Below are 22,003 nucleotides of genomic sequence, written 5' to 3'. Positions count from 1 at the left end.
GGTCCGCGTCAGAGCGGTTCGGCCAGAGGAAGCCGCCGGGTGGATGCCCGGCGGCGTACGGGGGCACGGTTTGTGGGGGACGTGATGGACTTCGGCACGCAGGGCCCCGAGGCCCCGGCCGACCTCGCCTGGCTGCGCGGCGTGGACGCCTACACCATGGGTGCCTATCCGCAGGCCGAGGAGGAGTTCCGGGCCGCGGTGCGGATGGATCCCGGAATGGCCGACGGCTGGCTCGGGCTGCACGCGCTGCGCGTCGACACGACGACGGCGCTGCTGAAGATGTTCCGGCACCGCGACCGCTTCGGCGAACAGCGCGCCCGGCACCGCCGCACCCTCAACTCCTGGTACTGGCTGGGCTGGTGGGTGCAGCCGGTGCTGGAGAGCCCGCGCGATCTGCTGCTGGCGCACGCCTCGCACTGGCTGGACGGGCGGCACGTGCCCGAACTGGACCGGGCGCTGGCCGGACTGCCGCCCGTGGACACCGACCCCCAGGTCCGCTTCCTGCACGCCTGCCGCGCCTATCTGGTCAAGGACTGGGAGCAGTTGGTCCGGCACACCGACCCGCTGGTCGACGACGCGCTGCTCGGCATCGAGGCCGGCCTGTTCGGCGGCATGGCCCGGGTCCGACTGGAGATGTACGGGCAGGCCGAACCGCTGCTGTCCGCCTCCCTGATGCGCTGTCGCAGTGAGCAGCCGCAGCGCAAGGAACTCAGATACTGGCTCGCCAGGGCCCACGAGGGCACCGGCCGCAGCGCCGCCGCCCTCCCGCTGTACCGGGCCGTGCACCGGGTCGATCCCGCCTTCATGGACACCTCCGCGCGGCTGGCGGCCATCGCCGAGGGCGACGGATACGACGACACCGCCGACCTCGCGGCGATCACCCTCACCGGTGCCGGGCAGGACTCCGTTGACGGCTCGGACGTCCTGGACCCGCTGTTCGGCCCCGAGGGCCGCGAGGTGAGGCTCGATCAGCCCGATCCGGCGGCTTCCGGTCCGCTCCCCTCGGCGGCCGACCCCGCGGTGCGCGAACGGGCCACGGTCGCCGCCGGGCCGCTGCCGAGCGGGCCCACCGACCCCGCGTTACTCGAGGAGGCGCTCGCCGAACTCGAGCGCATGGTGGGTCTGGAACCGGTGAAACGGCAGGTCAAGGCCCTGTCCGCGCAACTGAACATGGCTCGGCTGCGAGCCGGGCAGGGGCTGCCCGTGCAGCCGCCGAAACGGCACTTCGTCTTCTCCGGCCCCTCGGGCACCGGCAAGACCACCGTCGCCCGCATCCTCGGCCGCGTCTTCTACGCCCTCGGCCTGCTCGGCGGCGACCACCTGGTGGAGGCCCAGCGGGCCGACCTGGTCGGGGAGTATCTGGGCCAGACCGCCGTCAAGGCCAACGAACTCATCGACTCCGCGATCGGCGGGGTGCTGTTCGTGGACGAGGCCTACTCGCTGTCCAACTCCGGGTACGGCAAGGGCGACGCGTACGGCGACGAGGCGCTGCAGGTGCTGCTGAAGCGGGCCGAGGACAACCGGGACCACCTCGTGGTGATCCTCGCCGGCTATCCCGAGGGGATGGACCGGCTGCTCGCCGCCAACCCCGGGCTGTCGTCGCGCTTCACCACCCGGGTGGACTTCCCGTCGTACCGGCCCGGGGAACTCACCGAGATCGGCAAGGTGCTCGCCGCGGAGAACGGTGACCTGTGGGACGACGAGGCCCTGGACGAGCTGCGCTCGATCGCCGGACACGTGGTGGACCAGGGCTGGATCGACGAGCTGGGCAACGGGCGGTTCCTGCGCACGCTGTACGAGAAGAGCTGCGCCTACCGGGACCTGCGGCTGTCGACGTATCCGGGCACGCTGTCGCGGGACGATCTGGCCACACTGCGGCTGCCGGATCTCATGCAGGCCTACGGCGAGGTGCTCTCGGGGCGGGGGCCCCACGATCCGTCGGCACTGTGACGAACGCCGCCCGTACCGCCCGCGGCCACGCGGCCGGCGTCGCCGGCGTGGCGTCCGGCGCCGCGCCCGGATGGCCGCCCGTGCGGCACGACGGCCGGCGGCCGGCGGCCGGCGGCCGGCGGGTTCGCCGGCCGCGCGGTCGGGTGTCAGGTCGCCAGGACCTCCTCCGGTTCTCCGCTCCCCCTGGGTTCCGTGAGGCGGATCTCCGTCGCCACCCTGTGGGCGGGGTCGCGTACCTCCCCCACGAGGACTTCCAGTACGTCCTCCAGGGCCACCACGCCCAGCACCTTGCCGGACGCGTCGGCGACCTGGGCCAGGTGGGTGGCCGCCCGGCGCATGACGGTCAGGGCGTCGTCCAGCGGCAGCTCGGAGCGCAGTGTCGCCATCGGGCGCCATATCCGCTGCGGCACGGCGCGGTCGGAGTCCTCCAGGTCGAGGACGTCCTTGACGTGCAGGTAGCCCATGAAGGCGCCGTTCTCCGCGGCGACCGGGAAGCGGGAGTACCCGGTGCGGGCGGTGAGCGCGACGATCTCGCCGGGGGTGACGGACGGGCTGACGGTCACCAGCGCCTCACGGCCGAGCAGCACGTCCAGGACCGGGCGGGAGCCCAGCTCCAGCGCGTCCTCCAGCCGCTCCTGCTCCTCGGGGTCCAGGAGCCCGGCCTGGCCGGAGTCCTCCACCAGACGGTTGAGCTGCTCGCTGGTGAAGGCGGCCTCGACCTCGTCCTTGGGCTCGACGCGGAACAACCGCAGGACGCCCTTGGCGCAGGCGCCGAGCGCCACGGTCACCGGCTTGCAGACGCGGGCGAAGGCGACCAGGCCGGGGCTGAGCCACAGCGCCGCCTTCTCCGGTGCCGCCATGGCGAGGTTCTTCGGCACCATCTCGCCGATGACCAGGTGGAAGAAGACCACGGCCGCGAGCGCGATGACGTAGCCGAGCGGGTGGACCATGCCCTCGGGCAGGTGCATCCAGGTGAACACCGGCTCCAGCAGGTGGGCCACCGTCGGTTCGGCGACGGCGCCGAGGGTCAGCGAGCAGACGGTGATGCCGAACTGGGCGGCCGCCATCATCTGCGGCAGCCGCTCCAGGCCGTAGAGCACCTGGCGGGCCCGGGCGGTGCCGAGCGGTTCGATCTGGCTGCGGCGGACGGAGACGAGCGCGAACTCGGCGCCGACGAAGAAGCCGTTGGCGAGGACGAGGAGCCCGGCGAAGGCCAGTTGCAGAACGCTCATCGGGTGGCCTCCACCACGTTCGCCACGGCATCGCCCGCGGCCGCGGTCCGCACCAGGCGGACGCGCTCGGCGCGGTAGTGCCCGACCTGGCGCACGGACAGCCGCCAGCCCGGCAGCTCCGCCCGGTCACCGGGGGCCGGGATCCGGCCGAGCAGGTCGGCGACCAGGCCGGCGACGGTCTCGTAGGGGCCTTCGGGCGCCTCCAGGCCGATGCGCCTGAGGAGGTCGACACGGCAGCCGCCGTCGACGTCCCAGGCGGGCCGGCCGTCCTCCGGCGGCGCGGGGGCGAGCTCGGGCACGTCCTTGGCGTCGTGCTCGTCGCGGACCTCGCCGACGAGTTCCTCGACGATGTCCTCCAGCGTGACGACGCCCGCGGTGCCGCCGTACTCGTCGACGACGACCGCGATGGGCTGCTCGCTGCGCAGCTGGGCGAGCAGCGGCTGCACCGGCAGGCTCTCGGGGACCATCAGGGCCGGCCGGGCTATCCGGCCGACGGGGGTGCGCAGCCTGTCGTGCACCGGGACCGCGAGGGCGTCCTTGAGGTGGACCATGCCGACGATCTCGTCGATCTTCTCGTGGTACACGGGGAAGCGGGACAGGCCGGTGGCACGGGTCAGGTTGACGACGTCCTCGGCGGTCGCCGAGGACTGCAGCGCGCTGACCTTCACCCGCGGGGTCATCACGTGCTGCGCGGTCAGCTCGCCCAGGGACAGCGTGCGGACGAAGAGGTCGGCCGTGTCCTGTTCCAGGGCACCGGCCTGGGCCGAGTGGCGGGCCAGGGAGACCAGCTCGCCGGGGGTGCGTGCGGAGGCCAGCTCCTCGGCGGGCTCGACGCCGAGGGCCCGCACCAGCCGGTTGGCGACGGCGTTGAGCGCGGCGATCACCGGGCGGAACAGGCGGGAGAAGAGATGCTGCGGGCCGGCCACGAACCGGGCGACCTGCAGCGGCCTGGACACCGCCCAGTTCTTGGGCACGAGTTCGCCGATCACCATCTGGAGCGCGGAGGCGAGCAGCATCCCCACGACCACGGCGACCCCGGAGACGGCGCCCTCGGGGACGCCGATCGCGGTGAAGGGCCGACTCAGCAGAGCGGCCAGCGCCGGTTCGGCGAGCATGCCGACGACCAGGGAGGTGATGGTGATGCCCAGTTGGGTGCCGGAGAGCTGGAAGGACAGCTCCCCCAGCGACTCCACGACCGTACGGGCGCGTTTGTCGCCCTCGGCGGCCGCCTTCTCGGCGTCCGGGCGCTCGACCGTGACCAGGCCGAACTCGGCCGCGACGAAGAAGCCGTTGGCCAGGATCAGCAGGAAGGCCGCTCCGAGGAGCAGCAGGGGGATGGTCATGATGCCGCCGCCTCCGCGTGGGCGCGGACCTCGGTGTCGGGGTCCGCGCTATGTCGGCAGGGGGCGGCGCAGGTACTACAGGACGATCCGTCCATCGCTGGAGGGAGTCACTCCTCGGGTAGCAGGAGCCCCTGGCGCCGGTCGGAGCTCAGGGGCGGAGGCGCCGCGAAAAACGCCTCCGTCAACAGATTAATCAAGACCCGGCCCTGTGTGTCAGGGTGGACGTCCCCGAGTCAGCCCTGAGGTTCACCCTCGGACCGCTCGGGGTCGTGGACGGAACGGGCCTCGACGAGGGCGCGCAGGGCGCGTGCGTCGGCGATCGCACGCTGCTTGGCGATGCCGGGCTGGATGCCGAGGGCGGGCAGGCTGGTGCCGTCGCTGAGGTTGAGGAACACCCACGGGTCGCCGGGGCGCAGGTTCACCTGGAGGATCTCCGGCCACTCCAGACGGCGCCTGCCGACGATGTTGACGACGGTGACGCCCGAGTCGTCGACGACGACCTTCGGCCGGGCGAGCAGCATCAGCACCCCGAACAGGAGTGCGCCCGTGAAGACGAAGCTGATGCGTTCTCCGGGGCTGAGCTGCTCCAGCAGCAGCGCTACGACCGTGATCACCACGAAGATCGCCACCCCGGCCGTGAGCAGCACCACACGGGTGTGCGCCGGCCGGAACGTGACGGGGAGTTCGGGCAGGTCGGACATCGTCGTGGACCCTCTCTGACCTTCCGCGTGCCGTTCGGTGCCGTCCGGCCGCTCAGAGGCGGCAGGCGTGGATGGCCGTGGTCAGGATGGCGCGGGCGCCGATGGCGTACAGGTCGTCCATGATCCGCTGGGCCTCCCTGGCCGGGACCATGGCGCGTACGGCGACCCAGCCCTCGTTGTGCAGCGGGGAGACGGTCGGGGACTCCAGGCCCGGGGTCAGCGCGACGGCCTTCTCCAGCTGCTCGACCCGGCAGTCGTAGTCCATCATCACGTACGTCCGGGCGACCAGGACGCCCTGGAGGCGGCGCAGGAACTGCTGCACCTTGGGCTCCTCGGCGTCGGCGCCGGTGCGGCGGACGACGATCGCCTCGGACTTCATGATCGGCTCGCCGATGACCTCCAGGCCGGCGTTGCGCAGGGAGGTGCCGGTCTCGACGACGTCGGCGATGACCTCGGCGACGCCCAGCTCGATGGCGGTCTCCACGGCGCCGTCGAGGTGCACGACGGAGGCGTCGACGCCGTTGTCCGCGAGGTGCTTGGCGACGATGCCCTCGTAGGAGGTGGCGACCGTCATGCCGCTCAGGTCCGCCACGCCGGTCGCGGTGCTGGGCTTGGTGGCGTAGCGGAAGGTGGAGCGGGCGAAGCCGAGGGGCAGGATCTCCTCGGCGTTGGCGCCGGAGTCGATGAGCAGGTCGCGGCCGGTGATGCCGATGTCGAGGCGGCCGGAGGAGACGTAGATCGCGATGTCGCGGGGGCGGAGGTAGAAGAACTCCACCTCGTTCTCCGGGTCGACGATCCGCAGTTCCTTGGACTCGCGCCGCTGCTGGTAACCGGCCTCATGCAGCATGTCCGCCGCAGGGCCGGAGAGTGAACCCTTGTTGGGGACGGCGATGCGCAGCATGAGGTCGGCTTCCTTTGCGTGACGGGGGTCGGTACGGCTTCTTGCGGCAAGCGGGTTACAGGTGGGCGTAGACGTCGTCCAGCGAGATGCCGCGGGCGACCATCATCACCTGGACGTGGTAGAGCAGCTGCGAGATCTCCTCGGCGGCCGCCTCCTTGCCCTCGTGCTCGGCGGCCATCCAGACCTCGGCGGCCTCCTCGACGACCTTCTTGCCGATGGCATGCACCCCCTTGCCCACCAGCTCGGCGGTCCGGGAGGTGGCGGGGTCGCCATGGGCGGCCTTGTGCTGGAGCTCCGTGAAGAGCTCCTCGAACGTCTTCTTGGACATGGTGCTGCTAACCCTACGCGCTCCGGGCCGCTCCTCAGCGCCAGGGTTCGGATACCGAGCGCAGCGTGGCGGCCGTCGCGACCGCCGCGGTCACCGCCTCGTGCCCCTTGTCCTCGCTGGAACCGGCCAGGCCGGCCCGGTCCAGCGCCTGCTCCTCGGTGTCGCAGGTGAGCACGCCGAAGCCGACGGGCACGCCGGTCTCCACCGACACCTGGGTCAGGCCGTTGGTGACGCCCTGGCAGACGTAGTCGAAGTGCGGCGTGCCGCCGCGGATGACGACGCCGAGCGCCACGACCGCGTCGTAGCCGCGGCCCGCCAGGACCTTCGCCACCACCGGGAGCTCGAAGCTGCCGGGGACCCTGAGCAGGGTCGGCTCGTCGATCCCCAGTTCGTGCAGGGCGCGCAAGGCGCCGTCCACCAGTCCGTCCATCACCTTCTCGTGCCACTGTGCCGCGATGACGGCGACCCTGAGGTCCCCGACGTTCTGGACGGACAGTTCCGGTGCACCCTTGCCGCTCACGTGTCTCCTCGGTTCCTGGTCTTGCTGGTCTTGCTGTCTTGCCGGTCTTGCTGTCCCGCGGGTCCTACTGGTTGCCGCAGGTGGCCGCGGTCGCGGCCGTGGTCGCCGCCGCGGCGGGGGTGTCCAGCCAGGGCAGGTCGTGCCCCATCCGGTCCCGCTTGGTGCGCAGGTAGCGGATGTTGTGCTCGCCCGCCTGGACCGGCATGGGCTCACGTCCGGTGACCTTGATGCCGTGGCGCAGCAGCGCCTCGGTCTTGTCGGGGTTGTTGGTCATCAGGCGGACGCCGCTGACCCCGAGGTCCTGGAGGATCTGTGCGCCGGCGCCGTAGTCGCGGGCGTCGGCGGGCAGGCCGAGTTCGAGGTTGGCGTCCAGCGTGTCGCGGCCGCGTTCCTGGAGCTCGTAGGCCCGCAGCTTGGACATCAGGCCGATGCCGCGGCCCTCGTGGCCGCGCAGGTAGACCACCACTCCCCTGCCCTCGGCCTGGATGCGTTCCAGGGCGGCGTCCAGCTGGGGGCCGCAGTCGCAGCGCAGCGAGCCGAAGACGTCGCCGGTCAGGCACTCGGAGTGGACGCGGACCAGGACGTCCTCGCCGTCCCCGATCTCGCCGTGGACGAGGGCGACGTGTTCGACGCCGTCGGCGGTGGAGCGGTAGCCGTACGCGGTGAAGACGCCGTGCCGGGTGGGCAGGCTGACCTCGGCCTCGCGGCGGACGGTGGGCTCGGCGACCGGGGACTCGCCGGCGCGCCGGTAGGCGATCAGATCCGCGATGGAGATGATCGTCAGACCGTGCTTGCGGGCGAAGACCGTCAGCTCGGGCAGACGCAGCATCCGGCCGTCCTCGCCGGCGATCTCGACGATCGCGCCGGCCGGGCGCAGCCCCGCGAGCCGGGCCAGGTCCACGGCGGCCTCGGTGTGGCCGTCGCGGACGAGCACACCGCCGGGCCTGGCGCGGAGCGGGAAGACATGGCCGGGGCGGACGAGGTCGGCCGGCTCGGCCGTGCCGCTCGCCAGCAGTTGGAGAGTGGTGGCGCGGTCGGCGGCGGAGATGCCGGTGGTGACGCCGTGGGCGGCGGAGGCGTCGACGGAGATGGTGAAGGCGGTCTTCATCGACTCGGTGTTGTCCTCCACCATCTGCGGCAGCTCGAGCCGGTCGAGTTCCTCCCCCTCCATGGGGGCGCAGATCAGGCCGCGGCACTCGCTCATCATGAAGGCGATGATCTCGGGGGTCGCCTTCTCGGCGGCGATGACGAGGTCGCCCTCGTTCTCGCGGTCCTCGTCGTCGACGACGACGACGGGCCGGCCGGCCGCGATGTCCGCGACGGCCTGCTCGACCGGGTCGAGCGCGAAGTCCTCGGCCGTGTCGGTGCCGTAGGCGTCGCTGCCGTAGGCCTCATTGCTGTAGAGGATGGGTGCCGCGGTCATGCGGGCGCTCCTTCCAGGACGGGCTGCGCGGCCCGGCGGGAGCGCAGCCACCAGTCGCGCATGCCCCACAGGACGAGCGCGCCGTAGATGACGTAGACGAAGCCGGAGAAGGCGAAGCCGTTGGCGAAGTTGAGCGGGACGCCGACGACGTCGACGAGCAGCCAGGCGAACCAGAACTCGACCATGCCGCGCGCCTGGGCGTACATGGCGACGATGGTGCCGACGAAGATGTAGGCGTCGGGCCAGGGGTCCCAGGACAGGGACGGGTAGGCCTTGAACAGGCCGGCGACCGCGACCGTGCCGACGGCGGCGGCGCCGAGCAGGACCGCCCGCTCGCGCCAGGTGGCGAACCGTACGGCCACGTGGCCGTCCGCCGCCCGGTCCTTGCCGCGGTTCCACTGCCACCAGCCGTAGACCGCGACGACCATCACGACGATCTGCTTGCCGGCGCTGCCGGAGAGATGGGCGGTGGCGAAGGCCGTGAAGAGGATCAGACCGGACAGGAACTGGGTGGGCCAGCTCCATAGGGAGCGGCGCCATCCGAACGCCAGGCCGAGCAGGCCGATGACGTTGCCGATCATGTCGGACCACTTGATGTGCTGGCCCAGAAGGGTGAACGCCTCGGAGTTGAGCCAGTTCACTTCCCGGCCCCCCGCGCACGGTCGCCGAGCAGCCGCTCGACGTACTTGGCGACGACGTCGACCTCGAGGTTGACCGGGTCGCCGGGCTGCTTCAGGCCGAGGGTGGTGAGGGCGAGGGTGGTGGGGATGAGACTGACGGTGAAGTGGTCGGCGCCGGCGTCGACGACGGTGAGGCTGATGCCGTCGACGGTGATCGAGCCCTTCTCGACGACGTAGCGCGCGAGGTCGGCGGGCAGCGAGATCTTCACGATCTCCCAGTGCTCGGAGGGCGTGCGCTCCAGGACGGTGCCGGTGCCGTCGACGTGCCCCTGCACGATGTGCCCGCCGAGGCGCGCGCCGACGGCGGTGGGACGTTCGAGGTTGACGCGGGAGCCGGCGGCGAGGACGCCGAGGCTGGAGCGCTTGAGGGTCTCCGCCATGACGTCGGCGGTGAATTCGTCGCCCTCGTGTTCGACGACGGTGAGACAGACCCCGTTCACGGCGATGGAGTCGCCGTGCTGTGCGCCTTGGGTCACGACGGGGCCGCGGAGCCTGAAGCGAGCGGCGTCGCCAAGGTTCTCGACGGCGGTGACCTCGCCCAGCTCTTCGACGATTCCGGTGAACACTTCCCGGGTCCTCCTGCCTCTTCGGGCACGGACTCCGGGGCTGTCGATGACGACAGAGAACACGAACGAGAACACTCGGTACGGCGACGCCTGACGACAACTCGCCCTGAGGGCGAGCCCGTAGACGGCGACGCGCACATATGCGTGCCCGCTCGCCGCGCACTGCCTCCCATCCGGACTTTAACCGTCGGTCCAGGAATTTCACCTGGTCAACCGGCCGCTGGAAGCGACCGGGTCGCGGACTGTAACCGCCGGTTCGGACTTTCACCGACCCCGGAGTGCGCTGCTACTGGTACGAGGCCCAGTCTGCCACGTCCACTCGGCGTCCATGCGGACGAACGGTGTGGGTTCGCTCACAGGCTGCATCGCAGTTCCGGCGAACGTGGCCGCGAACCCGACCGGGGCACGACCGCGACGCGGTGCACGCGCCCGGACGGAAGCCTGGCCGGTCGAAAGGTCCGGCGGCGGGCAAGGGCCGTCGTCACCGCCGCCGGACCGGCCTGTGCAGGAGTCAGACCCTAAAAGGACTAGACCAAAGCGTCAACCGTCAACGCCGCCGCTTGCGGAGCGAGTTCCTGCCCGTCCACGGCCCGCCTCTGCCTGCCGGGCGCACTGCACGACGTACACGGCGATCAGGTGGCGCCGACCGCGCGTGATGATGATCCGGCCCGAACGGGAATGGCTGACGAGGGGCTCTCACCCGGGAGCGCCGATGTCCGTGTCCGGAGGGACTGAACAGCATGACCATGATCCTGGTGACCGGCGGCACGGGAACGCTCGGCCGGCTCGTCGTCGAACGGCTGCGCGCGGACGGACACGAGGTGCGGGTGCTCAGCCGGCACGCCGAGCCGTACGCCGTCGATCTGCGCGAGGGAGGTCCCGCGCTGGACGCGGCGGTCGCGGGCGTGGACACGATCGTGCACTGCGCGAGTTCGCCCCGGGGCGGCGACGAGGAGGCGGCCGCACATCTGATCGCGGCGGCGCGCGGGGCGGGGGTGGGCCACCTGGTCTACATCTCCATCGTGGGGGTCGACCGGGTCCCGCTCGGCTACTACCGGACCAAGCACGCGGTGGAGAGACTGATCCAGGAATCGGGCCTGGGCTGGACGGTGCTGCGGACCACCCAGTTCCACGACCTGCTGGCCACCATCTTCCAGACCCTGGCCAGGCCGCCGGTCATGCTGCTCCCGGCGCACGTGCGCGACCAGCCGATCGAGGTCGCCGAAGTCGCCGCGCGGCTCGCCGAGTTGGCGACCTCCACACCGGCGGGCCGCGTCCCGGACATGGGCGGTCCGCAGGTCCGCACCTTCGACTCCCTGGCCCGCGCCTACCTGAAGGCCACGGCCCGCCGCCGTCCGGTAGTGGCGGTCCCTCTGGCGGGCCGGACCTACCGAGCCTTCCGGGAGGGCGGCCATGTGACTCCCGCTCAGGCGGTGGGCAAGCGGACCTTCGAGGAGTTCCTCACGACCCGTTTCGAAGGTGGCGGACGCCGGGGCTGATGCCGGAGGGGTCGCAGGTGCGCTCCGGCAGGCGAAGTCCGGGCCGGTCCAGGGGTGCGGGGGCTGCGGGACGCGGGCCGCCGACCGGCCACCCGGTCGACGAGGGCGGGTGCGAGCCCGGCGTGCACGGGGCGGAGCCCCGCGCGGTCGTTTCCGGAAGTCACCGCATCGGGTCGGTGGGTGATCCCGCCGGTGCGAACAACTCGTCCTGCGCGCGTTCCCGCGCCGTCAGCAACGCCCCCCGCAGCACGGCCCCGCCCCCCAGCGCACTCGCCCGCACCTCCGTCCGCAGCGGCGACATCCGCTCGACCCGCTCGGCCACGCGCGCGGCGAGCACGTCTCCGCCGGCCTGCCCGATCTCCCCGCCCAGAACCACGCACCCGGGATCCAGGACGGCCACGGCGGCGGCGACGCCGAGGGCGACCCGGTCGGCGAGGGCGTCCAGGAAGTGGGCGGCCCGGGCGACGTCCCCCGAGGCGACCCGTTCCGCGGGCGCCTCCCCCAGGGACGCGGCGGCGCGGCGCACCAACTCCGCGGCCGGCGGCTCCGCCGTTCCGCGCTCCCCCGCCAGTCCGCACGCCCGTGCCAGTTCCGTCACCGCCGCCGCCCCGGCCAGCGAGTGGAAGCCACCCGCGCAGTCCGTCGCCGACGGCACACCCCCGGAACCGGGCACGGGCAGGAAGCCGATCTCTCCGGTGCCGCCGGAGGCGCCGCGGCGCAGCGCCCCGTCCAGGACCACCGCCGCACCCGTGCCGTGACCGAGCCACAGCAGGACGAAGGTGTCCCGCCGCCGGGCGGCTCCGTCCCGCTGCTCGGCCAGTGCCGCGAGGTTGGTCTCGTTCTCGACGATGACCCGGGCCCGCGGCAGCCGTTCCTGCAACGCGGCCACCAGCCGGCGGTGCCAGGCGGGCAGGCCGGTGGAGTCGCGCAGCTCGCCCGTGTCCGGGTCGATCAGGCCGGGTGCGCCGATGCCGACGGTGTGCAGCTGCTCCGCCCCCGCCTCCTTCGCCACCCGCTCCACCAGCGTGACCGCCTGCTCGACCGCGGGCCCGGTCCCGGTGTCGTCGCCGATCGGCACGGACGCCGCGGCCAGCTCACGCCCGAGCAGGTCGGACACGGTCACCGAGACGCTCTCGGTGCGTACGTCGAGGGCGGCCAGGTGGGCGCGGTCGGCGACGATCCCGTACAGCCGCGCGTTCGGGCCGCGCCGCTGCTCCCCCGCCTCCCCCACCACGGTGATGAGGCCGGACGCCGTCAGGCGTTCGACGAGGTCCGCGACCGTCGGCCGGGACAGGCCGGTGAGTTGCTTCAGCTGCCCCGCCGTCAACGGTCCCTCCTGCTGCAACAGGCGCAGGGCGAGCCGGTCGTTGATGGCCCGGGCGGTGCTCGGGGATGCGGGCATGCCGGGAATCCTCCCAGATCTGCGGGGCCGCGACGCGGGCGGCGCCGGATATCCCCTATCTATCAGGCAGGGTCCCTGATAGTTTACGGCGACGCGTAGGAGGGACCCACAGGAGGGGCCGGACAATGAGTGCAGTGGTCGACGGACAGCGCGAGGTGCGGCGCGCCCGGTACGCCGTGGCGGCCGTGTTCGCCGTGCACGGCGCCGTCACGGGTTCGTTCGCCACCCGGGTGCCGTGGATCCAGGACCACGCCTCGGTCAGCGCCGGGCAGCTCGGCCTGGCCCTGGCCTTCCCCGCGCTCGGCGCCTCCGTGGCGATGCCGCTCGCGGGCGGCATCAGCCACCGCTTCGGCGCCCGTACCGCGCTGCGCGGCCTGCTCGCCCTGTGGACGCTCTCCCTGGTCCTGCCCGCCCTCGCCCCGAACCTCCTCACCCTCTGCCTGGCCCTGTTCGTCTACGGCGCCTCGGCGGGCATGGCGGACGTCGCGATGAACGCCCTCGGCGTGGAGGTCGAGAACCGGCTCGGCCGCTCGATCATGTCGGGCCTGCACGGTATGTGGAGCGCGGGCGCCCTGACCGGCTCGGCGGCCGGCACGCTCGCCGCGCACCTGGGCTCGGACGCCCGCCTGCACCACGTCCTGGCGGCCGGCGTGCTGACCGTGCTGGGCCTGGTCGCCTGCACCTGGGTGCTCGACCTCCAGCCGGCCGAGGACGAGGAGCCGCCGCCCCGGTTCGCGCTGCCGCCGAAGTCGGCGCTGCTGATCGGCGCGATCGGGTTCTGCGCGGTGTTCGCGGAGGGCGCGAGCCTGGACTGGTCGGCGGTGTACCTGCGCGACCGGCTGGAGACGTCGGCCGGGCTCGCGGCGGCCTGCACCACCGGGTTCACCCTCACCATGGCCGTGGCGCGGATCGCGGGCGACAAGGTGGTCGACCGGTTCGGCTCCGTGCGCACGGTGCGGGCGAGCGGTGTGCTGGCCGTGGCCGGCGGCCTGCTCGTCGTCGTCGCGGGACATCCGGCGGTGGCGATGACCGGGTTCGCGCTGCTGGGCCTCGGCATCGCGGTCGTGGTGCCGCTGTGCTTCGCGGCGGCCGGCCGCAGCGGCCCGAACCCCAGCCAGGCCATCGCGGGTGTGGCGACCATCACCTACACCTCCGGCCTGGTGGCGCCGGGCGCGATCGGCGGACTCGCCGAGGCGACCAGCCTGGTGGTGTCGTTCGGCCTGGTGACGCTGCTGGCGTGCGGCCTGGCCGCGTTCGCGGGGGTGCTGCGGGCGGGCGACCGCGACCGCCCGAAGGTCAGCCGGCCGGCCGCAGCAGTTCCCGACCCGCGGCCCTGAACTCCTCGCTCCACGGCGCGGGGCGCAGGGTGGCCGAATCCAGCCTGACCAGGACGCGGCTTCCCCGGGCGTAGGTCAGGGCGCCGTCGGCCGAGCAGAACCGGAAGCCGTACGTCAGTCCGGTCCTGCCGAGCCGCTCCAGCCACAGGTGGACGGCGTACGCACCCGGCCGGGTCACCGGCGCGTCGTAGCTGATCCGCAGTTCCTTGACCGCGTTGCAGGCGTCCCCGGCGGCGGCCCAGTCGCCCTCGAAGCGGAAACCGTGCTCGTGCCACAGCTCGGCCCAGGCCCGCTCCACCAGCAGCGGATACCGGGCATTGTGCAACAGCCCGAGCGCGTCCAGGTCGTCGAAGTGGACGGCGACGGGGATCAGCCGGCCGTACGACAGGGCGGGGGCGGCGGGTGCTTCGGCGGTCACGGCGGGGCTCCTGGACGTGCTGGTGAGGAGGGATACGACCCCTCATCCTAAGCGGATGCTCAGGGGCGTCGGCGGGCGCGGTGCAGGCCGCTTGCCAGGAACCCGGACAATGGGTTTCGGACATCTTCCCGTTCAGAGAAAGCGAAACCCCACCATGGACCTCGGCGTGCGCTGGAAACTGCACGGTGACGGGCGCACGCCCGCACCAGGAGCGGTCGTCCGGCCCGACGAACGGCTCTCCTGGCCCCGCACGGTCGGACTCGGCGCCCAGCACGTCGTGGCGATGTTCGGTGCTTCCTTCGTGGCCCCCGTGCTCATGGGCCTCGACCCGAACCTCGCGATCATGATGTCGGGCGTCGCGACCGTGATCTTCCTGCTCGCCACCCGCGGCCGGGTGCCCAGCTACCTGGGGTGCTCGCTGTCCTTCGTGGGTGTCGCCGCGGTCATCCGGGCACAGGGCGGCACCAGCGCGACCGTGACCGGTGCGGTCCTCGTGGTGGGCATCGCGCTGTTCCTGGTCGGTCTGGCCGTGCAGCGCTTCGGCGCGCGCATCATCCACGCGGCGATGCCGCCGATCGTCACCGGCGCGGTCGTGATGCTGATCGGCTTCAACCTCGCCCCGGTGACCGCCTCCACGTACTGGCCGCAGGACCAGTGGACGGCCCTGCTGGTGATGCTGTTCACCGGGCTGGCCGTCGTGTGTCTGCGCGGCTTCTGGTCCCGGATCGCGATCTTCCTCGGCCTGGTCTTCGGCTACGCCGTCTCCTGGGTCTCCGACCAGCTCTTCGGCAAGATCCACTCCGTGGACGGCAGCGGCAGGCTCACCGACCACTGGCGCCTGGACCTCTCCGGTGTCGGCAAGGCCGACTGGATCGGGCTGCCGTCCTTCCACGGCCCGGCCTTCCACTGGTCGGCGATCCTGGTCGCGCTGCCGGTCGTGATCGCGCTCGTCGCGGAGAACGCCGGCCACGTCAAGGCGGTCGGCGAGATGACCGGCGACCCACTGGACGACAAGCTGGGCACGGCCATCTCCGCGGACGGTGTCGCCTCCGTCCTGTCGACGGCCGTGGGCGGCCCGCCCAACACCACGTACTCCGAGAACATCGGCGTGATGGCCGCCACCCGCGTCTACTCCACCGCCGCCTACTGGGCCGCGGCCGGCTTCGCGCTGCTGTTCGGCATCTGCCCCAAGTTCGGCGCGGTCGTGGCCGCGATCCCCGGCGGCGTCCTCGGCGGCATCACCGTCATCCTGTACGGCATGATCGGGCTGCTGGGCGCGCAGATCTGGAGCAACGCCAAGGTGGACCTGCGGAACCCGCTGAACCTGGTGCCGGCCGCGGCGGGCATCATCATCGGCGTCGGCAACGTCAGCATGAAGTTCACCGACACCTTCTCGCTCAGCGGCATCGCGCTCGGCACGCTCGTCGTCATCACCGGCTACCACGCGCTGCGCGCCTTCGCGCCCGCGCACCTGAAGAAGCAGGAACCACTGCTCGACGAGGGCACGTCGTCGTACGACGAGCCGGGGCGGCCCGGCACCCAGCACGCCCAGTCGTAGCGCGGCGCGGGCTCGTACCAGGCGCGCGTTCCCCCGTTCCGGGGAAGCGCCGGGCCCGTCGGCACCGGCTCCGGGCCCGGCCTGGGACGCTGCCCCCATGGGGCAATCGGCACAACTCACCCCCCGCCTGGACACAGTGGACGCGGCCCTCGCCCGGATGCGGGAGCTGGACGCGGCACTGCCGGAGCGGGACGGGATCGCGGTGTTCAACCGGGTCTACCTCGCCGTCACCGAGGCGGTCGACCGGCGTCTGGCGGCCGGGCGGTTCGCGGACCCGAGGGCCGCGGCCACACTGGACGTGCGGTTCGCCGAGCGGTATCTGGCGGCCGTGGACACGGCGACGGAAGGCCGGCGCGCGCCGGCCTGCTGGCGGCCGCTGCTCCAGTTCCGCCGCCATCCCGGCGTGCGCCCGCTGCAGTTCGCGCTCGCGGGCATCAACGCGCACATCGGGCACGACCTGGCGCTGGCCGTCGTCGACGCGTGCGCCGCGCTGGGGTGCGAGCCCGCCGATCTGGAGGGCGACTTCGACCGTGTGGGCGACCTGCTCGTCGCACTGGAGGAGCGGGTCAGGGAAGACCTGATGCCCGGTCCGGACCTGCTCCAGATCGCCGACCCGCTCACCCATCTGCTGGGCGCGTGGAGCCTGGAACGGGCCCGGGACGCCGCCTGGTCGGCCGCGCGGGCACTGTGGGCGCTGCGCCGACTGCCCGACGTGGCCGAGGAGTTCGCCCAGCGGCTGGACGCGGCGGTCGGCTTCGCCGGACGCATGATGCTCACTCCGCTGCCGGACTGACACCCGACCGGAGCACCGGGACCGGACGGGGTCACGCCGGCCGAAGACCTGCGGAGGAATGGGCCGGGGAACTCCCGCGTGATCACTGTACGTTGACCGAGGGACACGGAAGATCACGAAGGAGCACACCGCCATGGCGATCCGTCTGGGACTCGGCCTTCCCCAGAACCGGCAGTACCACCTCGGCAAAGACGTGCCCGACGTGGCGCGCGCCGCGGAACACATCGGCTACGAGAGCCTCTGGGTGTACGAGCGGGCCCTGTTCCCGGAGCCCGCCACCCAGGGGCTGTACGGCATCGAGGGCATGCCCTGGCCCGACTCCTACCGTCATGTGGCGGACCCGCTGATCACGCTCACCCTGGCCGCGGCGGCCACCGAGCGGGCGCGGCTGGGCACCAGCGTGCTGGTCGCGCCGCTGCACGCGCCCTTCCAGCTCGCCAAGGCCCTCGCCTCGCTGGACGCGGCCGGCGGCGGCCGGGTGATCGCCGGCTTCGGCACCGGCTGGTCCCTCGACGAGTACGCGGCCACGGGCATCCGGCCGATCAAGGAGCGCGGCCGGGTGCTGGACGAGGTGATCGACGTCTGCCGGGCGGTGTGGGGGCCCGACCCCGTGCGCCACCACGGCCGGATCACGGAGATCGACTCGGCCGCGGTCGGCCCCAAGCCCGCCCGGCCCATCCCGATCCTGCTGGCCGCGAGCACCCGCAAGGCGCGGGAGCGGCTGGTCGAGCACGCCGACGGCTGGCTGCCGACCGCCATGGGCGTCGAGCAGGTCGCCGGCCAGTGGCACGCGCTGCAGGACCTGGCCGCCGAGCGCGGCCGGCAGCAGCCGATCCAGACGGTGCTCCGGGTGAACGCGCGCTACTCGGCCAAGGCGCACGAGGGCGCGGACCGGCGCCCGTTCCACGGCAGCCCGGACCAGCTCGTCGAGGACCTCTTCCCGTACGCGGAGATCGGCCTGGAGGAGGTCCTGGTCGACCTGCAGAGCAGCGTGCGGGACGCCGAGGAGCTCAAGGACGTGGCCGCGGAGGTGTACGAGAAGGCCCGGGCGGCCGGGCTGTGATCCGGGCCGCCCGGGGATTCGGAGGCTGGTCGGCCGAGGGGTTGCGTACAGCCGGTGCTCGTCCCCCGGGGTGCCGGTCAGTGCGTGAAGCGCCGCCCGGGGCCGGCTGGGCCGAACGACCGGTTCAGTCCTCGGGGAGTTCCACGGGCGCGATCTCCTCGTAGACGTCGCCGGGGCCGGGGTTGGCCGCGTCGGTCGCCCCGCCCAGGTGGTGCATGACGCCCCAGACCGCGTTGAGCGCGGTCTGGACGGCGCCCTCGGCCCAGCCGGCGGTCCAGGAGATGTCGTCGCCGGCGAGGAAGATGCCGCGCTTGTCCTCCGGCAGCCGGTCCTGCACGAAGTGGGTGAACAGACGCCGCTGGTAGCGGTAGTGGCCGGGCAGGTTGGCCTTGAACGCGCCCATGAAGTAGGGCTCGTTCTCCCAGGAGACCGTCACCGGGTTGCCGATGATGTGCTTCCGGATGTCGACCTTCGGGTAGATCTCGCCCAGCGACTTCAGCATGACCTCCATCCGCTCGTTCGCGGACAGCGGCAGCCACTTCAGGCTGTCGTCGCACCAGGTGTAGGACAGGCAGATGACGGCGGGCCGGTCCGGGCCGTCGTCGAGGAGGTACGTGCCGCGGGTCATGCGGTCGGTCAGCGTCATCGACATGACGTCCCGGCCCGTCGGATTTCCCCTGTCGTCGACGGCCTTGTCCAGCCAGAACGGCCGGTCGACGGGCACGAAGAGCTTGCTGGACTCCATGTAGTGGGTGCGCTCGATGGCGGTCCAGTGGTCGATCGGGAACAGCTCGTCGTCGCACTGGATCTTGGAGAGCAGCATCCAGGACTGGGCGGTGAAGATCGCCGCCCGGTAGGTGCGGATGTCGCCGTCGGCGTCGGTCACGGTGATCTGGTTGCCCGCGGTGCGGTGCAGCCGGGTCACGGCGGGGCGCGGCTCGCCGTTCACGTGCAGGGCCTTCAGCGAGGTGCCGTACGGCCAGTGCACGATCTTCTCCGGCTCGCGCTCCCAGAGCCTGAGAGGCAGCTGCTGCGAACCGCCGACGATGCCGCGGTGGTGGTCGTCGGCCTCGGTGTAGACGACGCGCAGGATCTCCAGGATGGAGTTGGGGAAGTCGGTGTCCCAGCCGCCGGTGCCGAAGCCGACCTGGCCGAAGATCTCCCGGTGCCGGAAGGACTTGAATGCCTCGGAGTCGCACAGGAAGCCGTAGAAGGTCTGGTTGTCGAGCTTCTCGACGAGCTGCGACCAGATCTCGCGGATGCGCTTGACGTCCCGCTCCCGCATGGCGCGGTTCATGTCGGAGAAGTCGGCCCCCTCTTCGAGGCACCTGTTCCAGGCGTCGGCCACGTCCCGGTAGACCTGCGGCAGGTCGTCGATGGTCTCGGCGTAGTGCGACTCGCCCTTGAGGTCGACGACGGTCGACGGCGTCGCCTCCGCGAGCGGGTTCGGGAAGGGCCTGGTCTCCAGGCCGACCAGGTCGATGTAGTGCTGGAGCGCCGTGGAGGACGGCGGGAAGCGCATCGCGCCCATCTCGGCGGTCAGGGACTCGTCGCAGCCCTCGAAACCGACGGTGCGCAGCCGGCCGCCGATCCGGTCGGCCTCGTAGACGACGGGCTTGAGGCCCATCTTCATCAGCTCGTAGGCGGCCACGATGCCGGACAGGCCGCCGCCGATGACCGCGACCTCCGTGCCGTGCTCGGTGGCGGGTATCTGGCCGAGGCCCGCCGGGTGGGCGAGGAAGTCGTCGTACGCGTACGGGAAGTCCGGGCCGAACATGGTGATCGGCGGCTGCTGCTCGTCTGCGTGCTCGACGGCGTTGGGCACCGTGGACGTCATGGGGTGCGGACTCCTTGCGCGGGGAAGAGCGGGAGGAACTGCGGGGGGTGGATGCCGGGACGGGTCAGGAGAGGGCCCCGTAGAGGGCGGGGCGCCGGTCCCGGAGATACGGGTTCGCCTCGCGGGAGGCGGCGAGCAGGGACGGGTCCACGTCGGCGAGGACCAGTTCCTCGCTCTGCCCGGCCCGGGTGCGGGCGACTCCGTCGGGGCCGGCGAGGGTGGAGAGCCCGGCGAACTCGAATTCGCCCTCGCGGCCGGCCCGGTTGGCGTACGCGACGTACATCTGGTTCTCGAAGGCGCGCACGGGCACCAGGGACTCCGCGACGAACTGGAACGGGTGCATCAACGCCGTCGGGACGAGCAGAAGGTCGGTGCCGGCCAGGGCGTGGCCGCGGGTGTTCTCCGGGAACTCCACGTCGTAGCAGATCAGCAGGCCGACGGTCAGGCCGTTCAGCCGGGCCTGGACGACCGGCCGCTCGCCCGGGGCGAAGTGGTCGCGTTCGAAGCCGCCGAAGAGGTGGGTCTTGCGGTAGTTGGCCAGGCGCACGCCGTCGGCGGAGATCAGCTGGGCGGAGTTGAAGACGGCCTCGCCGTCCCGCTCGGGGTAGCCGTAGGCGATCGCCAGACCGTGCCGGCCGGCCAGCTCCGCGATCGCGTCGGCGGACTCGCCGTCGGCGGACTCGGCCAGTCGGCCGATGTCGTCGCCGATCGCGTACCCGGTCAGGAACATCTCCGGGGCGAGGAGCAGCGCGGCGCCCGCGGCGGCGGCGCGGCCCGCGGCCGCGTCGAGAACTCTCAGGTTCTCGGCGACGGCGCCGGGGTGGCCGGAGCTCTGGAGCAGGGCGGTGCGCATGCGGGATCCTCGCCGGTCAAGGGGGATGTCGGGGGTCGGTTAGACGGTACGGCCGCTCGGCTCCGGCGGACAAGCGGGAGCCGTTGCGCGCCGACGGCCGGATCGTTGCGTGGAGGGCGGGGTGGGCGGTGATTCGTTGCGCGACTCCGCCGGGACCCGGGGTTCGTCCACCCGGCCGCTCGACGCGGTCATCGCGGAGAGGAGCCGTCCGGGCAGCTGGGCCGGCTACGTCGGCGAGCCCGAGGAGAAGCGGCGGAGCAGTGGCGACAGGACCAGGACGGACTTGGTGCGTTCCACGAAGGGCTCGCCGGCGATGCGCTCCAGGACGCGTTCGAAGTGGCGCATGTCGGCGGCGAAGACCTGGGCGATCGCGTCCGCGTCACCGGTGACGGTGGACGCGGACACGACCTCCTGGTAGCGCTCCAGGCCACGCTGGATGGTCTCCGGCGAGGTGTTGCGCCGGCAGTAGATCTCGACGTACCCCTCGGTCTTCCAGCCGAGGGCGGCCGGGTCGACGCGGACGGTGAAGCCGGTGATGGCTCCGGTGGCGCGCAGCCTGTCCACGCGCCGCTTCACCGCGGGCGCGGACAGGCCGACGAGCTGCCCGATGTCCGCGTAGGAGCGGCGGGCGTCCTCGGCGAGGGCGTGCACGATGCGTTCGTCGAGATCGTTCAGCACGGGGTGTGGGTCACTTCTTCGGGATCGGGCTCTCGGTCACTTCTTCGCCGTCGCGGGGCTCGGCTCGGCCGCGAGACGGGAACGGCGGTAGCCGTACACGAAGTAGAACACGAGCCCGACCGCCATCCAGACTCCGAAGACCACCCAGGTGACGGCGGACAGGCTGCCCGTCATCCACACGCAGAAGGCGAAGCCCACCGCGGGCAGCAGCGGCGACAGCGGCACCCGGAAGGTGCGGTGCATGGTGGGACGGGTCCGGCGCAGCACCACCACGGCCACGTTGACCAGGGCGAACGCGAAGAGGGTGCCGATGCTGGTGGCGTCGGCGAGCTGACCCAGCGGGACGGCCGCCGCCAGAACGCCGCAGAACAGGGAGACGATCACCGTGTTGGCGCGGGGCGCCCCGGACCTCGGGTGGACCCGGGAGAACACCTTGGGCACGAGGCCGTCGCGGGACATCGCGAACAGGATGCGGGTCTGGCCGTACAGCACGGTCAGGACCACACTGGCGATGGCGATGACCGCGCAGAACGCCAGCAGGGTGCCCCAGGGCGGCGTCAGCGCCGCGGGCGCGGTCGAGCACGCGCGGCTCCTTCGTCGCTGCGGGGTCTTCGAGCGGCCGGGACCGGCGGCCCCGTCCCGCGGGGACCCACCGAGCGGGGTCCTGGCCACGCCGACGTACAGCGCAGAACCTTACGAGCCGGGGCGTTGCCCCTGTAATGCAGCAACCTTGCGCATCGCCGCAAGATCGTTGCGTTCGCGGGGGGCCGTGCGGGCGTTCGTTGCGCAGGGGCTTTCGTCCGTTGCGCACGAGACGGGTGGGAGTGTCCGGGGTTTTCGGGCACGCCGGGCGCGCCGGACCCGCCAAGGCGTCCCGAACCCGCCGAGGCGCCCAGACCCACTGGACACCCGGACCCGCTG

At 72.2% G+C, this 22,003-nt stretch carries 20 protein-coding genes, 1 pseudogene and 1 riboswitch; of the genes and pseudogenes, 6 read left to right on the top strand and 15 right to left on the bottom strand.

Annotated features, from left to right (window positions below; genetic code table 11):
- The first annotated feature begins 84 nt into the window (after positions 1 to 84).
- Entirely contained in the window at positions 85 to 1,950 is a 1,866-nt protein-coding gene (locus tag ACWDUZ_RS31165) for an AAA family ATPase (RefSeq protein WP_451635155.1), read from the top strand.
- 146 nt (positions 1,951 to 2,096) lie between these two features.
- On the opposite strand, the gene ACWDUZ_RS31160 is transcribed toward ACWDUZ_RS31165, so the two are convergent.
- From ACWDUZ_RS31160 to ACWDUZ_RS31120, 9 genes are all read right to left on the bottom strand, one after another.
- A complete protein-coding gene (locus ACWDUZ_RS31160) occupies positions 2,097 to 3,182 on the bottom strand; it encodes a hemolysin family protein (protein WP_451635154.1) in 1,086 nt (361 codons plus the stop codon).
- The gene (locus ACWDUZ_RS31155) at positions 3,179 to 4,525 is read right to left on the bottom strand and encodes a hemolysin family protein (protein ID WP_451635153.1); all 1,347 of its coding nucleotides are present in this window, start codon (positions 4,523 to 4,525) and stop codon (positions 3,179 to 3,181) included. Before ACWDUZ_RS31155 ends, ACWDUZ_RS31160 begins: the two co-directional genes overlap by 4 nt.
- 233 nt (positions 4,526 to 4,758) lie before the next feature.
- On the bottom strand, positions 4,759 to 5,226 hold the full coding sequence (locus ACWDUZ_RS31150) for a PH domain-containing protein (RefSeq protein WP_451635152.1): 468 nt from the start codon (positions 5,224 to 5,226) through the stop codon (positions 4,759 to 4,761).
- A gap of 52 nt (positions 5,227 to 5,278) precedes the next feature.
- Complete coding sequence (gene hisG / locus ACWDUZ_RS31145; protein WP_451635151.1) at positions 5,279 to 6,127, bottom strand: ATP phosphoribosyltransferase; 849 nt, start codon at positions 6,125 to 6,127, stop codon at positions 5,279 to 5,281.
- 55 nt (positions 6,128 to 6,182) lie between these two features.
- A complete protein-coding gene (locus ACWDUZ_RS31140) occupies positions 6,183 to 6,455 on the bottom strand; it encodes a phosphoribosyl-ATP diphosphatase (protein ID WP_016434182.1) in 273 nt (90 codons plus the stop codon).
- A gap of 34 nt (positions 6,456 to 6,489) precedes the next feature.
- The gene (ribH, locus tag ACWDUZ_RS31135) at positions 6,490 to 6,975 is read right to left on the bottom strand and encodes a 6,7-dimethyl-8-ribityllumazine synthase (RefSeq protein WP_451635150.1); all 486 of its coding nucleotides are present in this window, start codon (positions 6,973 to 6,975) and stop codon (positions 6,490 to 6,492) included.
- Positions 6,976 to 7,039: 64 nt separating this feature from the next.
- On the bottom strand, positions 7,040 to 8,398 hold the full coding sequence (locus ACWDUZ_RS31130; protein WP_451635149.1) for a bifunctional 3,4-dihydroxy-2-butanone-4-phosphate synthase/GTP cyclohydrolase II: 1,359 nt from the start codon (positions 8,396 to 8,398) through the stop codon (positions 7,040 to 7,042).
- Positions 8,395 to 9,039: a nicotinamide riboside transporter PnuC gene (pnuC, locus tag ACWDUZ_RS31125; RefSeq protein WP_451635148.1), complete on the bottom strand. Its 645-nt coding sequence runs from the start codon at positions 9,037 to 9,039 to the stop codon at positions 8,395 to 8,397. The genes ACWDUZ_RS31130 and pnuC overlap by 4 nt, the downstream gene beginning before the upstream one ends.
- On the bottom strand, positions 9,036 to 9,644 hold the full coding sequence (locus ACWDUZ_RS31120; protein ID WP_451635147.1) for a riboflavin synthase: 609 nt from the start codon (positions 9,642 to 9,644) through the stop codon (positions 9,036 to 9,038). Before ACWDUZ_RS31120 ends, pnuC begins: the two co-directional genes overlap by 4 nt.
- Before the next feature lie 155 nt (positions 9,645 to 9,799).
- A riboswitch (FMN riboswitch) is annotated at positions 9,800 to 9,930 on the bottom strand.
- Positions 9,931 to 10,384: 454 nt separating this feature from the next.
- On the opposite strand from ACWDUZ_RS31120, the gene ACWDUZ_RS31115 reads away from it, so the two are divergent.
- Entirely contained in the window at positions 10,385 to 11,143 is a 759-nt protein-coding gene (locus tag ACWDUZ_RS31115) for an SDR family oxidoreductase (protein WP_451635146.1), read from the top strand.
- A 160-nt stretch (positions 11,144 to 11,303) separates the two neighbouring features.
- Here the strand turns inward: ACWDUZ_RS31115 and ACWDUZ_RS31110 are convergent, their stop codons facing one another.
- Positions 11,304 to 12,545 (bottom strand): ROK family transcriptional regulator, encoded by a 1,242-nt coding sequence (locus ACWDUZ_RS31110; RefSeq protein WP_451635145.1) that lies wholly within the window; start codon positions 12,543 to 12,545, stop codon positions 11,304 to 11,306.
- 125 nt (positions 12,546 to 12,670) lie between these two features.
- Between ACWDUZ_RS31110 and ACWDUZ_RS31105 the strand changes: the two genes are divergently transcribed.
- The gene (locus tag ACWDUZ_RS31105) at positions 12,671 to 13,882 is read left to right on the top strand and encodes an MFS transporter (RefSeq protein WP_451635144.1); all 1,212 of its coding nucleotides are present in this window, start codon (positions 12,671 to 12,673) and stop codon (positions 13,880 to 13,882) included.
- On the opposite strand, the gene ACWDUZ_RS31100 is transcribed toward ACWDUZ_RS31105, so the two are convergent.
- Positions 13,842 to 14,300: an acyl-CoA thioesterase gene (locus ACWDUZ_RS31100; protein WP_451635143.1), complete on the bottom strand. Its 459-nt coding sequence runs from the start codon at positions 14,298 to 14,300 to the stop codon at positions 13,842 to 13,844. The genes ACWDUZ_RS31105 and ACWDUZ_RS31100 overlap by 41 nt on opposite strands.
- Positions 14,301 to 14,454: 154 nt before the next feature.
- On the opposite strand from ACWDUZ_RS31100, the gene ACWDUZ_RS31095 reads away from it, so the two are divergent.
- From ACWDUZ_RS31095 to ACWDUZ_RS31085, 3 genes are all read left to right on the top strand, one after another.
- Positions 14,455 to 15,858: a uracil-xanthine permease family protein gene (locus ACWDUZ_RS31095; protein ID WP_451635142.1), complete on the top strand. Its 1,404-nt coding sequence runs from the start codon at positions 14,455 to 14,457 to the stop codon at positions 15,856 to 15,858.
- A 97-nt stretch (positions 15,859 to 15,955) separates the two neighbouring features.
- Positions 15,956 to 16,651 (top strand): DUF5995 family protein, encoded by a 696-nt coding sequence (locus ACWDUZ_RS31090; protein WP_451635141.1) that lies wholly within the window; start codon positions 15,956 to 15,958, stop codon positions 16,649 to 16,651.
- 133 nt (positions 16,652 to 16,784) lie between these two features.
- On the top strand, positions 16,785 to 17,714 hold the full coding sequence (locus ACWDUZ_RS31085; RefSeq protein WP_451635140.1) for an LLM class F420-dependent oxidoreductase: 930 nt from the start codon (positions 16,785 to 16,787) through the stop codon (positions 17,712 to 17,714).
- A gap of 124 nt (positions 17,715 to 17,838) precedes the next feature.
- On the opposite strand, the gene ACWDUZ_RS31080 is transcribed toward ACWDUZ_RS31085, so the two are convergent.
- The 4 genes and pseudogenes from ACWDUZ_RS31080 to ACWDUZ_RS31065 form a co-directional block, all read right to left on the bottom strand.
- Positions 17,839 to 19,551 (bottom strand): flavin monoamine oxidase family protein, encoded by a 1,713-nt coding sequence (locus tag ACWDUZ_RS31080; protein WP_451635139.1) that lies wholly within the window; start codon positions 19,549 to 19,551, stop codon positions 17,839 to 17,841.
- 64 nt (positions 19,552 to 19,615) lie between these two features.
- Positions 19,616 to 20,404 (bottom strand): carbon-nitrogen hydrolase family protein, encoded by a 789-nt coding sequence (locus tag ACWDUZ_RS31075; protein WP_451635138.1) that lies wholly within the window; start codon positions 20,402 to 20,404, stop codon positions 19,616 to 19,618.
- A 225-nt stretch (positions 20,405 to 20,629) separates the two neighbouring features.
- Positions 20,630 to 21,082 (bottom strand): Lrp/AsnC family transcriptional regulator, encoded by a 453-nt coding sequence (locus tag ACWDUZ_RS31070; RefSeq protein WP_451635137.1) that lies wholly within the window; start codon positions 21,080 to 21,082, stop codon positions 20,630 to 20,632.
- Between the two features lie 36 nt (positions 21,083 to 21,118).
- Positions 21,119 to 21,631, bottom strand: a pseudogene (locus ACWDUZ_RS31065) (amino acid permease); the annotation flags it as partial.
- Positions 21,632 to 22,003: the final 372 nt, after the last annotated feature.

This window comes from Streptomyces sp. NPDC003393, assembly GCF_053589015.1.
The sequence above is the reverse complement of the archived record's forward strand: the minus strand, read 5'-3'. Positions and strand labels throughout refer to the sequence as shown.